Raw genomic sequence first — 12,613 nt, forward strand, 5'->3', positions numbered from 1 at the left:
GATTCGGTTTGATCTCAAGCATCACCCATATTATTTAGGTGGATTGACATCTTTCATTTCAATTTTTTTCGCATCGGGGGTAATTTCACGTGCTTCACCATCAATAATACTGGAATCACGACCACCGCCCTGCTGATTTTGCATGTCTTGCATTTGGCGCATTAAATCTGCAAACGGGTTTTGACCTGCTCCGCCCATGCCATTCATATCGCCCATCATGCCACCCATCATTTGATCCATCATGGCTTGCTGACGTTTCATCATGGCTTTCATCATTGCCGCTTTAAAGGCATTTTGTACGGCAGGAATCATCACCAGCAATGCCAAAACATCGCTGATTAATCCTGGAATCATCAATAAAAAACCCGCAAAAATTTTAGGTAAATTATTACTCAGCGCAGGATCGGCACTCATCTGCCCCATTTGCATTTGCTGCATTTGTGGCATCACGCCTGCAGAATATTTACGAATCAGGTTCAAACCAATGAAGAAAGCAGCGACAAACCAAAAGAACACGTACCACATGCTCCCCACTAGGTCGCCCACACCAATCCAGACGAAGACTTCAAGAACTAAGCCAATTAGAACAATAAGAAATAATTTCATGAAAATTAATCTAATCTCAACAAAATAAATAAAATGCAGTAACCAAGTGCTTCATCGGGATCAAGCTTTTTTGATTCGCTGTTGTTTCAATATGGGCATTATTGTATTTTTAAAGGTTAAGTCTGTCATTAATATTTTCATCATCACCCAATAACAGACTTAATACGTCTATATATTTAAACGATAAAGATAAAAATATGCGGCATAAGCCAATAATAACCACAACGCAATAAAAACTGATGCTGCAATATAACTGCTCGGTTTTTGACTGATCGCATCGGCTTGTAAGCGACAACGCTGCATTACTTCAGCAGGTACTAAACGCAATACCAACATGATGCCCAATGGCACTAAAATCAGGTCATCTAAATAACCCAAAACAGGTATAAAGTCTGGAATTAAATCAATGGGAGAAATGGCATAAGCAGCGACCAACAATGCCAAAAGCTTTGCCATAAACGGTGTTTCAGGATCACGTGCGACAAACCAAACCGCATAAACATTTCGTTTAATTTGCTTCGCCCACTGTTTTAGCCTATCAATCCACTTCATTGCCACTCTCATTTGCTACCGTATATAAAATATACACCTCAAAACTTAAAATAAAATGAAGTCCAAAATTGAAAATGTGGCGTGGGATACATTCCAATGGTTTAAACAGCAGCTTACTGACCGAATGTTTTGAAATTACTCCACACAAAAGAGATTTAAACTCCTATAATTCAACTTGATGTAATTTTTTAAGGCTTGGCATGTCACTTATTATTGGAATCGACCCTGGTTCTCGTCTAACGGGCTACGGCATTATTGAACGTGATGGCGCTAAATTACGTTTTGTAGATGCAGGAACCATTCGCACCGAAACCAGTGAAATGCCTGAACGCTTAAAACGGATTTTTGCAGGGATTGAACGGATTGTGAAATTTCACGGCCCGACTGAAGCTGCAGTTGAACAAGTGTTTATGGCGCAAAACCCAGACTCTGCCTTGAAATTGGGACAGGCTCGTGGTGCAGCGATTGCCGCTTTGGTGAATTTAGATTTACAAGTGGCGGAATATACCGCCCGTCAAATTAAACAATCTGTCGTGGGTTATGGCGCTGCCGATAAAGAACAAGTACAAATGATGGTCATGAAACTATTAAATCTATCCATTAAACCACAACAAGATGCTGCCGATGCTTTGGCTGCTGCAATTTGCCATGCTCATGCATCAGGCAGCATGACCAAATTGGCTGTGCTCAATGCCTTGGGCGGTATGGCTCGCGGGCGCAGTCGCTCAAGCTCCAGACGTCGCTAAATCAGCATCGCCATCGCTTATATTTTACCGATTCACAACCTGATAAATCGCTTGGCTCATGTGCTGTGCCTGTAAACCGCGCATGCCCTGCTGTGCCAATACATCCCCCGCCAAGGCATGTAACATGACAATTTCATGCAATTGAATTTTATGATGAAACTGGGCTTTTAAACTGGCAATCATGCCTGCCAACACATCGCCCATACCACCTGTACCCATACCAGGATTGCCTGCGGTACAAATCCACAATGAACTTGCTTGCGGTTCTGTAGATGCAGCTTGCAAAGTCAAACTACCTGAACCTTTTAACACCCAATCGCCTGCATAGCGTTGCTGCAATTGCTGAATCGCGGCAATACGGTCTGCTTCAATGGCTGCAACCGTCGTATTCAGTAAGGTCGCAGCCTCACCTGAATGTGGTGTGGCATAACTGTTCGGTTTTAGTTGGGCTGGATGATGCGATGAATGCGCTTGTTTCGCCAAAAACCACAAGGCATCGGCATCGTAAACTACTTCTACCTCGGACTGATTTAGTGCGGCAAACCAGTCTGCATAATGCTGTTCTGCCCAAGCATCTCGTCCTAGTCCCATCCCTAAACTCACGGCATCGATCTGTGAAATTAAGTGCTGAATTTCTGCGCCTGTCAGTGCGTCTATATCCCGCAACATTAAATTCGGCGCACGGCTTAATATCGCCACATGATGTTTGGCATGACAGACCACAGTCACTTTCCCTGCACCTGCGCTTGATGCGGCTTCTGCAGCCATCATCACCGCACCACCCATTTGCGCATGTCCGCCCACAATCAACACATGCCCATAACTGCCTTTGTGTCCAAAAGCCTGCCGTGCGGGTAATTGAATCAAATGTGGTGTGAGTTGGGCCAACGCTTTGAGTTCTGCATCGGCTGGAATCAAATCCAGCACATCGACCAGTCCAGTATATTCCTGTGCCTGCCCTGTAAATAACCCTGCTTTCAAACCCAAAGCTGTAAAGGTGTAATCGGCTTTAATTGCACATGGCAATGGCTGCCCCGTGTTGGCATTTAAACCGCTTGGAATATCAACCGCAATTTTTAAACCCGCTTGTTGATTCATTGCGTGAATAAGCGACTGCCACTCATCATTTAAAGGACGATCTAAACCAATACCAAATAATGCATCAATATAGCAGTCATAACTTTGTTGAAATGCAAAACCTTGAATTATATTGACTTGTTCTGTCTGAGCTTCTAAAAAAGCCTGATGTAAATCTGCCGATGAACCGCGTGTTGCGGCATAAATATCGACTTGAAAACCTGCTTGTTTTAAATATTTTGCAGTTAAATAGCCATCGCCTGCGTTATTGCCTTGTCCACAACACACAGCAATTTTTTGTATTGTAGATGGCTGTTTTGCAAAAATTTTGCGAATTTGTAAATGCAGTGTCCACGCCACTTGCTGCATTAAACCGTAAGAACTATTTTGACGGGCAAACCAGCGCTGCTCCCACGCTTGAATACTTTGACTATGATAAACAGGGCTATGGTACACTTGCTGCGGCATTTTCTTCCCTTCTATTTTGTTATGGCAACATCCACCACTTCAGCACATATTTCTCTGCATCAAGACGATCCAGCCGCCTTGAAAGCGTGGATTAAAGCTCAAGCTTTGGCGCTTGGTTTTGCTGATTGTGTCATTGCCAAACCAGATGCTCAAGCAGAATTAGCACGTTTTCAGGAATATTTAAAACGTGGCTATCATGGCGATATGAAGTTTCTAGAAGAAAATTTAGACAAGCGCGCCAATCCCACACTATTAGTCCCGAATACAAAAAGTATTATTTGTGTGCGGATGAATTATTTGGTGGAAACACCACGTCCACGACACATTCCCGATGCACCTAACTCTGCAATTATTGCCCGTTATGCACGTGGGCGCGATTATCACAAAGTCATGCGCGGACGCCTAAAAACTCTTGCCACCCGTATTCGTGAAAAAGTGGGGAATTTTGAATCACGCCCCTTTGCGGACTCAGCCCCGATTTTTGAAAAGTCACTGGCAGAAAGTGCTGGTATGGGTTGGACAGGTAAACATACCTTACTGATTCATAAAAAATCTGGATCTTTTTTTGTATTGGGCGAGTTGTTTACTTCACTAGATTTGCCTTTTGATGCACCTGCAACTCCGCATTGCGGTTCTTGCACAGCCTGCATCGACATTTGCCCAACACAGGCCATTGTTGAACCTTATATGTTGGATGCGCGTAAATGTATCGCTTATTTAACCATTGAATATCAAGGTGTGATTCCTGAAGAATTACGCCGTGGCATTGGTAATCGTGTGTTTGGTTGTGATGATTGCCAACTGATTTGCCCGTGGAATAGCTTTGCCCAAGTCACCACGGTGGATGATTTTCATCCTCGACATGCCTTAGATCAGATCAGCTTGCTAGATTTATGGCAATGGGATGAAAGCACGTTTTTAGCCAAAACTGAAGGTAGTCCATTGCGACGTACAGGCTATCAAAGTTTTATGCGTAATATTGCCATCGGGCTTGGTAATGCCCCTTTTTCAGCACAAATTTTACAAATTTTGCAGCAAACGCGAACACAGCATGATGAGATTGTGCAAATCCATATGGATTGGGCCATTCAGGAACAATTGCTTAAACAGCCTAAAATTTAAACAAAAACTACCACCAAAATAGTGCGATATTTTAAGTGCAGTTTTCTTGCCAATTTATGCAAATAACTAAATTTTAGCAACCAATTCATCGCAAAAATAATAATCCATAAAATTTAATTTTGCAGCGAAATATCAGAAAAATTGCTTAAGTTTGCAACTAAATAGACTGCATGATTTTAATTCTATTCTGTCGAATATTTGCCACGAAATTGGGAGATTATGCCTTTCTGATTCAAACTATTTGTGTATGATACAGACTATGAATAATAGGGATGATGGACTTTTACTTATGTCAGTACGCAATGATTGGACTCGAGAAGAAATTCAGCAGTTATATGAACAGCCTTTTCTGGATTTAGTCTTTGAAGCACAGCGTGTGCATCGCCAACATTTTGCTGCCAATACTGTACAAGTCAGTACCTTATTGTCGATTAAAACAGGTAAATGCCCTGAGGACTGCAAATATTGCTCGCAGTCTGCGCATTATGATTCACAGCTTGAAGCTGAAAAACGCATTGCGGTTGATAAAGTCATTCAAGAGGCTAAAGAAGCTTTAGCATCAGGTTCTTCACGTTTTTGTATGGGCGCAGCATGGCGTAATCCGCATGAACGCGATATGCCGTATGTTTTAGAAATGGTGCGTGAAGTCAAAGCACTCGGCTTAGAAACTTGCATGACTTTGGGGATGTTAAACCAATCTCAGGCAGAACGTTTAAAAGATGCAGGCTTAGATTATTACAACCACAACCTAGACACCTCGCGTGAGTATTATCCTAATGTGATTAGTACCCGCAGTTTTGATGATCGCTTAAACACTTTGGATATTGTGCGTCAAACAGGTATGAAAGTATGTAGTGGCGGTATTGTCGGTTTAGGTGAAGATACCCAAGACCGTATTGGTTTATTACATGAATTAGCGACTTTACCGTTACATCCTGAATCTGTGCCGATCAATATGTTAGTTCCGATTGAAGGTACACCATTGGCTGAAGTAGAAAAACTGGATGTGATTGAGTGGATTCGTACTATTGCAGTTGCACGTATTATCATGCCAAACAGCTATATTCGTTTATCTGCAGGGCGTGAATCGTTATCCGATTCAGATCAGGCGTTGGCATTTATGGCAGGTGCGAACTCGTTATTCTCAGGTGAAAAGCTTTTAACCACACCAAACGCAGGCGAAGGCAAAGACAAACAATTGTTCCAAAAGTTAGGCTTAGTGCCTGAACGTGCTAAACCAACGGTTTCTGAATTGTCGGTAGATGCGATGGCAATGGCTTAAAGTTTTAGCATCCATCCAAATGTACAAAGTCCCGCAAAGGGACTTTGTTTTTTATGCAGCAAAATAAGTTTATGCGGCAATGCTTTTAAGAGGTGATTAAAATTCCGTAACTGGCATTTAAATACTGCCCTGTTTTAATAATATCTACCCCGTTGGCATGTTCTACCGTCAGTTGTTGCTGAATCGCATCATAATAAAACCGATCATAACAGTCCTGATGATGCAGCAACCACGTCAAAGTATCTGCTAGATTGTCATCTACAATATACGTTTTTTCTTGAAAGTTTTTAGCCATAAATACGGTCAGTTCAATATTTCTAGGTACTGGATTTTAAGCGGAATACCTTGTGGGATAAAGTGTGCGGAGGATAGAAAATTTAATTGTGCACTTGTATAAATCAAACTTCGTACAGCATGAGAAGTCTCCCCACCAAAAGAGGTGGGAATGATATATGTAGTTTTGAAGATGGATAAGTGCAGTCTAATCTATACATGCAGGCAAGACTAAGCAAAATATTCAGGCTATTAGCCTAAAATAAAAAAGTGAGTCATAAAGACTCACTTGGTTTTAATACAGATTCAATACTTAACATTATTGTGTCTTAGAATCCCCACACTTACGACACTCTAAATGCGCCCCGATTTCTTCCATTGCGTCATATTCATAAATATGGATACAGAAAATTTGCTTTAACAGTTTGATCATAAATGACATTCCTTTTGATTTTTATACATCACGTTTGTGATCTCATCCTGAGATACAAATGCCATCAAGGCTGATTGACATAAACTACTATTATCATATTTAAAAAAAATAGCAAATCTAATTTAGGAACTTTCCGACAAATGACAAATTCATCTGCATACTTGCTGAAATTGAGTGCATAAATAGCTGTAAATTCATTCGCTTATATTATTTCAATTTTCAGCGCACTTGAAACAAGAAAAACTGCTCAAAAGCTAATTTATTAAAAACCAAAGAATCGCAATAGCCAATAACATCATGCTTTCTGTTATTTCAATACTCGCACCAACGGTATCGCCCGTAATTCCACCTAAACGCTGCATAAATTTATATCGCAAATACAAGGTGCTAAGGATAAAAGTCAGAACGGTCACCAAACCCACCCATCCCCAAAGCACTCCTGCAAGCAAGGTCAATGCGATCACAATTTTTGTGCCTGTTTTAGGTAAATACTCCTGAATAGAAGTTCCTAAACCATTGGCACGTAAATAAGGCGTGCTTAAAAATAAAATCAAAGCACTTAACCGTCCCAATACGGGTACAAACAGCAAAAAGGCAAAATACTGTTGTTCAAGCAGTACATATAGCGCAGACCATTTTAATAAGCAGCAGATCAGTAAGCTCAACACTCCAACCGGGCCACTGCTTGGGTCTTTCATGATGCTTAAGCTACGTTCAGAATCGCCAAAACCACCGACCCATGCATCGGCAGTATCCGCCAATCCATCTAAATGTAAACCACCTGTCAGCCAAATCCAGAGTACTAAAATTAAGCTGCTACTGAGCACCAAAGGCAGGAATTGCAATAGATGCGCCATTCCCCACAACACAGCCCCGATTAATAAGCCAACGAGCGGATAAAACAACAGTGATTGCGCATTTTGCACTGCAGTTGGTATCTGTTTTAAAGAAACAGGAAACGTGCTCAGAAATTGCAAGGCAATCCAAAAAGGTGTCATGTTTGCCCCTGCATGTAAATCTTGCCATTAGGATGTAACTGGAATGAACTCAATTGCCCCAACGCTGCAGACATTTTTAAAATATCGTCTAAAGGTTGTTTCTGCGCCATCACTTTGAGTAATTTAATTACCCCGCCATGCGTAACCAATAACACACGTTTAGGTTGTTGCTCAAGTTGTTGTATATATTGGTTTAGATCAGACAGACCCTGCAAAACGCGCTGCTGAAAATTTGGCAAAGATTCTGCTTGTGGTGGACAAAACTGGGTTGGTGTCATCCAAAATTTAGCTAAATCTTCAGGGTATTGTTCATACAAAGTTTGGGTGGAAATAGCTTCCCATGCACCAAAATGCATTTCCTGAAATTGTGCATCAATATACAGTGGCAATTGCTGTTCCAGCGCAAAAGTCTGAGCAATCTGCACACAACGCTGTAAAGGCGAACTCGCTACGATATCCCATCGTTGCCCTGTAGCTATTGCCGTGTTTAAAGTCTGCTGCATGTCTTGCCAACCTTTTAAAGTCAAAGCATCATCGGTTGAGCCACGCAAAGTATGACCCAATTCTGTTTCGCCATGTCTTAATAGGTCTAGCATGATCATAAAGATACTTTCTCACCAATAACCGCAGCTTCGGCAAAAGTCGCCATTTGATTATGCAAGGCACAGGCCAGTTGGATAATGCCCAATGCCGCGCCCGCACCGCTGCCCTCACCTAAGCGTAAATTTAGATGCAGCAAGGCTTGTGCACCTAATGCTTCTAATAAGCGACGATGTCCATATTCAGCCGATTGATGCCCAAACAACATCCATTCTCGGACTTGAGGATTTAAACGCACTGCAACTAATGCAGCAGCACTGCTGATAAAACCATCCACCACCATCGGCAAGCCCAACTGCGCACAGCGAATATACGCGCCCACCATTGCAGCGACCTCCAATCCACCAACTGCACATAAGGCTTTAAAAGCATCATCTTGCACATAGTTCTGATGTAGAGCTAAAGCAGCATCAATCACCTGTTTTTTATGTTGCAATTGTGCAGTGTCAATTCCTGTGCCTATGCCAGTCAAGGCTTCAGCAGGTTCTTGTAATAAAAAGCAAGACAAGGCTGATGCCGAACAGGTATTTCCAATACCCATTTCACCTGCGACATAAATCGAGGCCTGCTGTGCGATGGCATCTTCCACACTTTGACGTCCAAGTGCCATCGCATCTGCACACGCTTGTTCAGTCATGGCGCGGGTTTTAGCAAAATTCGCTGTGCCTGCACGAATACAATGCCGCTCTACTCCTGCATATTCATACGCTTCCCCGACCGAGCCGCAATCCACCACTTGTAAATGCGCCTGATATTGTCGGGCGATGACGCTGATACATGCCCCACCTGTGGCAAAATTTTGTAGCATTTGCCGAGTCACGGCTTGGGGATAGGCGGAAATATTTTCTTCCATCACGCCATGATCGCCTGCGAAAATACATATCCACGGACGTTCAATATTCGGCTGCGTTGTTCCTTGCAAAGCCGCCAGTTGAATCGCAATATTTTCCAATGCTGCCAATGAACCTGTTGGTTTGGTCAATTGAAGTTGTCGTGCAATTGCCTGTTGTTTCATCTGTTCATTTGGCTTTTGACACGCTGCAAACCACCAAGTCATTTCTTCTCTCCTTTTAAAAGCATTGGAAAACCTGCGACACAGAACTGCACTTTGTCTGCAATTTGTCCCAATTGCTGATGTAATCGCCCTGTTTCATCGACAAATTTTCGGGTTATTTCGCCCATCGGTACAACGCCCAAACCTGTTTCATTGCTCACTAAAATAATATCGGCTTGCAACTGAGGTAAAACTTCGAGCAATGCTGAAATTTGTTGTTCGGCAAAGCTTTCTGCAGATTGCATCAACAAATTACTCATCCACAAGGTCAGACAATCTACTAAAATCACAGCATTCGGATGATCCAGCATCTTTAACTGCTCCGCCAAATACAAAGGCTCTTCGCACAATTGCCAAGTCTGCGGACGCTGTTGTTGATGATGCTGAATCCGCGCCTGCATTTCTGCATCGCCCGCTTGTGCAGTTGCTACATAAATGACGGATTTGCCAAGTTGCTGCGCGGTTTGCTCAGCCATACGGCTTTTACCCGAACGCGCACCGCCCAAAATAAGTTGAATCACATGTGCTCCAAAGGAAATTGATGCGTGCTAAATAGCTGACCTTGTAAAGTGTGTGCCTGATAATAACCAAAATTTAAATGATGGATATCTAAATCGAAATATTGCACGGGGAGATTTTGAATACGCTGCAAAATCAAATTGGTTGAACACGCTGTTTGATATAAACCCAAAGTAATATGTGGATGATACTGTAAAGCTGCGATTTCAGCCCCGCCTACGCTAAGTGCCTGACGTATACGCGCCAGTTGCTGTGATTGATCTTGCACTTCTACAAATAAAGCACTATCAAAACTATTGATGCCGCCCACTTTCAGTTGAAAAGGCTCTAGTTGCAACTGCTGTAAGGCTTGAACTTGTTGTTGAAATTGTGACTCGAGAAAGTCATCTTCCCAATGCTTTTTTGCTGCATAAAACCCACAAATATATAAGGTGATATGAAACTGGCGAGTGTTTGGGCGAAATAATACATCTGAAAATTGCTGTTTTAATTGTTGTAAATAACATTCTAAAGCTGGATGTTGAACAGCTAAATACCAAAGCACATAACGCTCACGCCCACGATGCCATTCAGGATAATCATGCTGCTGTGTTGGAATAACGTACTGATTGGCTTGAATAAACACGGGATAATTCAATGAATTAAAACAGCTTATGGTAAAACATTCACAACTGAATAGACATGAAAATCATGCAATTTGAGGTGAATATTTTTCAGTTTGGTATTTTAACCATCTACATCATTTAAATAATTTTGATTTTAATGAGATGGATAAAATTCAGAAGATGGCTGAAACAGGTCTGCAATGTTATGCTGAAATGAAGATGATATTTTCTAATCTACACAAGACACTACATTACTGTGAAGCTTTACCCCATCAGAATCGGTATAACTGGAGTTTATGATGCAACAAGAATTGATCTGTTATAAACAACTTCCTATTTGGAATCATGACTCAATTCCACAAGGGTTTAAAAAACAACACAATACCCAAGTCGGCACATGGGCGAAGTTGACTATTTTAAAAGGCGAATTGCATTTTTCGATGCTGCATGAATCTGGTGAAGTACAATCTGAGCATATTTTTTCCGTGGAAAATCAACCACCATTTATTGAACCGCAAGCGTGGCATAAAATTGTATCTGCCAGTGATGATATTGAGTGCCAGCTTAGTTTTTATTGTTTGCCTCAAGATTATTTTGTTAAAAAATATAAATTAAGCCCAACACATTCTGAAATTTTAATGGCACTTCCACAGTTAACCGTGGGTAAAGCTTTGGATGTTGGCTGTGGTACAGGCCGAAATGCGCTGTATTTGAGCCAAAACGGTTTTCAGGTGGATGCTTGGGATGTGAATCCGAGTAGTATCCAAAAATTAAATGAAATTATTGCTACAGAACAGATTTCATCTATTCAAACTACTGTGCGGGATTTAAATCAGGATGCCACAATTACGGAGGAATATGACTTCATTAACTGTACAGTGGTGATGATGTTTTTGGCGCCTGAAACCATTCCTACGCTTATTCAGCACATGCAGCAAGCGACCAAACCACAAGGCTTTAACTTAATTATTTGCGCGATGGATACTGAAGATTACCCCGTGCAACAAGACTTCCCTTTTAGTTTTAAAGCGGGTGAGTTAAGTGCATATTATGCTGATTGGGATATTGTGAAATACAATGAAAATGTCGGTGAGTTGCACCGCACAGATGCAGATGGCAATCGCATTAAACAGCGTTTTGCGACGTTGTTGGCGAGGAAAAAGTAGATGTGCAAGTGGAATCTTAAATGAATAAGCTTTTGAGCTGCTCACAGACTACATTTCAATTGCTTACATAAAGCTTAAAATAAAAAACCACTTAGGATTAGTACACTGAACCGTACCAGGTTTGTCGGAGACTTTTTTATTTAAGTTAGGCCACCTGACCTAACGGGTTAATCTTATCATAGTACATTGCTTCAAACTCAAAAGGCGATACATAACCCAGTGCACTGTGTACACGCTTTTTATTGAACCAATCTACCCAGTTTAGTGTCGCAAGTTGTACATCTGCTAAACCTTGCCAATCTGCTTTTAAATATTCAATCACCTCTGTTTTGTATAAGCCATTCACCGTTTCAGCCAAAGCATTATCGTATGAATCACCGGTCGTACCGACTGATGCTCGTAAATTTGCTGCTTCTAAACGATTGGTATAACGAATGGAAAGATATTGCACGCCTCTGTCACTATGATGAATCACGTTCTTTGGCATGCCTCGATCGTGCAATGCTTGCTCCAGTGCATCGAGCACCATATCTGTATTCATACGTGTTGATACTTTCCATCCAACAATTGCTCGCGAGAACACATCAATAATAAAGGCGGTATAGACCCAGCCTGAATGAGTTTGAATATACGTGAAGTCAGCGACCTGAGAAGCACTGCTTCGCAAGGGTCAGGATGATCTGCATTAAAATTGCGTTTTACTAAGTCATCTGCTCGTTTTTGATCATCTCGGCTACGGGTGGTTTGTTTATTCTTACCACGCCAAACACCTTGTATACCTAGCTTCTGCATCAATCGAGCAACTGTACAACGTGCGATAACATAACCTTCACGTTTCAATTGTTGCCAGACCTTACGCACACCATATCGACCTAAACTTTCTTTCCAAATACGTTTGATTTGCTCTGCATGATGTAAATCATGCAGAGCACGTTTCGCTCGATGTTCTGGATTGTCAGCGAGATCTAAAGCCCGATAATAGGTCGAAGCTGCGATCGGTAAAATCCTACAAATCGCATCAACACCATATCGATCTTTATTGTTATGGATAAAATCCACCATTATTTGTGTGGGCGGTCGAGCTCCGCCTGGGCGAAAAAAGCGGCTGCTTT

13 protein-coding genes, 1 pseudogene and 1 other annotated feature are annotated in these 12,613 nt (G+C 41.8%); of the genes and pseudogenes, 4 read left to right on the forward strand and 10 right to left on the reverse strand.

Going from position 1 to position 12,613, the window contains the following annotated elements; translation table 11 throughout:
* Positions 1-30: 30 nt before the first annotated feature.
* Together FTU92_RS10985 and FTU92_RS10990 are read right to left on the reverse strand one after the other, a co-directional pair.
* Positions 31-606 carry an FxsA family protein gene (locus FTU92_RS10985; protein ID WP_004976892.1) on the reverse strand — a complete coding sequence of 192 codons (576 nt, stop codon included), beginning with the start codon at positions 604-606 and terminating at the stop codon, positions 31-33.
* Between the two features lie 168 nt (positions 607-774).
* Positions 775-1,158, reverse strand: a complete 384-nt coding sequence (locus tag FTU92_RS10990) for a YkvA family protein (protein WP_178318391.1) — start codon at positions 1,156-1,158, stop codon at positions 775-777.
* A gap of 200 nt (positions 1,159-1,358) precedes the next feature.
* Between FTU92_RS10990 and ruvC the strand changes: the two genes are divergently transcribed.
* On the forward strand, positions 1,359-1,904 hold the full coding sequence (ruvC, locus tag FTU92_RS10995) for a crossover junction endodeoxyribonuclease RuvC (protein ID WP_004976895.1): 546 nt from the start codon (positions 1,359-1,361) through the stop codon (positions 1,902-1,904).
* A gap of 24 nt (positions 1,905-1,928) precedes the next feature.
* On the opposite strand, the gene FTU92_RS11000 is transcribed toward ruvC, so the two are convergent.
* On the reverse strand, positions 1,929-3,449 hold the full coding sequence (locus tag FTU92_RS11000; protein WP_180096252.1) for an NAD(P)H-hydrate dehydratase: 1,521 nt from the start codon (positions 3,447-3,449) through the stop codon (positions 1,929-1,931).
* 21 nt (positions 3,450-3,470) lie between these two features.
* On the opposite strand from FTU92_RS11000, the gene queG reads away from it, so the two are divergent.
* Both queG and bioB read left to right on the forward strand, forming a co-directional pair.
* Positions 3,471-4,571: a tRNA epoxyqueuosine(34) reductase QueG gene (queG, locus tag FTU92_RS11005; RefSeq protein ID WP_218944567.1), complete on the forward strand. Its 1,101-nt coding sequence runs from the start codon at positions 3,471-3,473 to the stop codon at positions 4,569-4,571.
* Between the two features lie 289 nt (positions 4,572-4,860).
* Entirely contained in the window at positions 4,861-5,853 is a 993-nt protein-coding gene (bioB, locus tag FTU92_RS11010) for a biotin synthase BioB (protein ID WP_104851863.1), read from the forward strand.
* A gap of 85 nt (positions 5,854-5,938) precedes the next feature.
* Here bioB and FTU92_RS11015 read toward each other — a convergent pair whose 3' ends face one another.
* The 6 genes from FTU92_RS11015 to FTU92_RS11040 all read right to left on the reverse strand — a co-directional run bounded on the left by FTU92_RS11015 (position 5,939) and on the right by FTU92_RS11040 (position 10,355).
* A complete protein-coding gene (locus FTU92_RS11015) occupies positions 5,939-6,148 on the reverse strand; it encodes a hypothetical protein (RefSeq protein WP_004976903.1) in 210 nt (69 codons plus the stop codon).
* A 665-nt stretch (positions 6,149-6,813) separates the two neighbouring features.
* The gene (locus FTU92_RS11020) at positions 6,814-7,557 is read right to left on the reverse strand and encodes an adenosylcobinamide-GDP ribazoletransferase (protein ID WP_180061179.1); all 744 of its coding nucleotides are present in this window, start codon (positions 7,555-7,557) and stop codon (positions 6,814-6,816) included.
* The gene (locus tag FTU92_RS11025) at positions 7,554-8,159 is read right to left on the reverse strand and encodes a histidine phosphatase family protein (RefSeq protein ID WP_180061178.1); all 606 of its coding nucleotides are present in this window, start codon (positions 8,157-8,159) and stop codon (positions 7,554-7,556) included. The genes FTU92_RS11020 and FTU92_RS11025 overlap by 4 nt, the downstream gene beginning before the upstream one ends.
* The gene (gene cobT, locus FTU92_RS11030; protein WP_004976913.1) at positions 8,156-9,214 is read right to left on the reverse strand and encodes a nicotinate-nucleotide--dimethylbenzimidazole phosphoribosyltransferase; all 1,059 of its coding nucleotides are present in this window, start codon (positions 9,212-9,214) and stop codon (positions 8,156-8,158) included. Before cobT ends, FTU92_RS11025 begins: the two co-directional genes overlap by 4 nt.
* Entirely contained in the window at positions 9,211-9,732 is a 522-nt protein-coding gene (gene cobU / locus FTU92_RS11035) for a bifunctional adenosylcobinamide kinase/adenosylcobinamide-phosphate guanylyltransferase (protein ID WP_096901203.1), read from the reverse strand. The genes cobT and cobU overlap by 4 nt, the downstream gene beginning before the upstream one ends.
* Entirely contained in the window at positions 9,729-10,355 is a 627-nt protein-coding gene (locus tag FTU92_RS11040) for a 2'-5' RNA ligase family protein (protein WP_096901204.1), read from the reverse strand. The genes cobU and FTU92_RS11040 overlap by 4 nt, the downstream gene beginning before the upstream one ends.
* 279 nt (positions 10,356-10,634) lie before the next feature.
* On the opposite strand from FTU92_RS11040, the gene tehB reads away from it, so the two are divergent.
* A complete protein-coding gene (tehB, locus tag FTU92_RS11045) occupies positions 10,635-11,501 on the forward strand; it encodes an SAM-dependent methyltransferase TehB (RefSeq protein WP_180096257.1) in 867 nt (288 codons plus the stop codon).
* Positions 11,502-11,646: 145 nt separating this feature from the next.
* Here tehB and FTU92_RS11050 read toward each other — a convergent pair.
* Positions 11,647-12,613: pseudogene (locus tag FTU92_RS11050) on the reverse strand (IS3 family transposase); the annotation flags it as partial.
* Positions 12,489-12,605: a sequence feature (AL1L pseudoknot), on the reverse strand. It overlaps the preceding pseudogene by 117 nt.

Origin of the sequence: Acinetobacter sp. YH12205, from assembly GCF_013418125.1 — a bacterium.
Taxonomy (GTDB): Bacteria; Pseudomonadota; Gammaproteobacteria; order Pseudomonadales; family Moraxellaceae; genus Acinetobacter; species Acinetobacter towneri.

What these genes read in the sequence shown, in the direction of transcription:
- FTU92_RS10985 (WP_004976892.1), bottom strand. Translation starts at nt 606, where the DNA reads ATGAAATTATTTCTTATTGTTCTAATTGGCTTAGTTCTTGAAGTCTTC.
- FTU92_RS10990 (WP_178318391.1), bottom strand. Translation starts at nt 1,158, where the DNA reads ATGAAGTGGATTGATAGGCTAAAACAGTGGGCGAAGCAAATTAAACGA.
- ruvC (WP_004976895.1), top strand. Translation starts at nt 1,359, where the DNA reads ATGTCACTTATTATTGGAATCGACCCTGGTTCTCGTCTAACGGGCTAC.
- FTU92_RS11000 (WP_180096252.1), bottom strand. Translation starts at nt 3,449, where the DNA reads ATGCCGCAGCAAGTGTACCATAGCCCTGTTTATCATAGTCAAAGTATT.
- queG (WP_218944567.1), top strand. Translation starts at nt 3,471, where the DNA reads ATGGCAACATCCACCACTTCAGCACATATTTCTCTGCATCAAGACGAT.
- bioB (WP_104851863.1), top strand. Translation starts at nt 4,861, where the DNA reads ATGTCAGTACGCAATGATTGGACTCGAGAAGAAATTCAGCAGTTATAT.
- FTU92_RS11015 (WP_004976903.1), bottom strand. Translation starts at nt 6,148, where the DNA reads ATGGCTAAAAACTTTCAAGAAAAAACGTATATTGTAGATGACAATCTA.
- FTU92_RS11020 (WP_180061179.1), bottom strand. Translation starts at nt 7,557, where the DNA reads ATGACACCTTTTTGGATTGCCTTGCAATTTCTGAGCACGTTTCCTGTT.
- FTU92_RS11025 (WP_180061178.1), bottom strand. Translation starts at nt 8,159, where the DNA reads ATGATCATGCTAGACCTATTAAGACATGGCGAAACAGAATTGGGTCAT.
- cobT (WP_004976913.1), bottom strand. Translation starts at nt 9,214, where the DNA reads ATGACTTGGTGGTTTGCAGCGTGTCAAAAGCCAAATGAACAGATGAAA.
- tehB (WP_180096257.1), top strand. Translation starts at nt 10,635, where the DNA reads ATGCAACAAGAATTGATCTGTTATAAACAACTTCCTATTTGGAATCAT.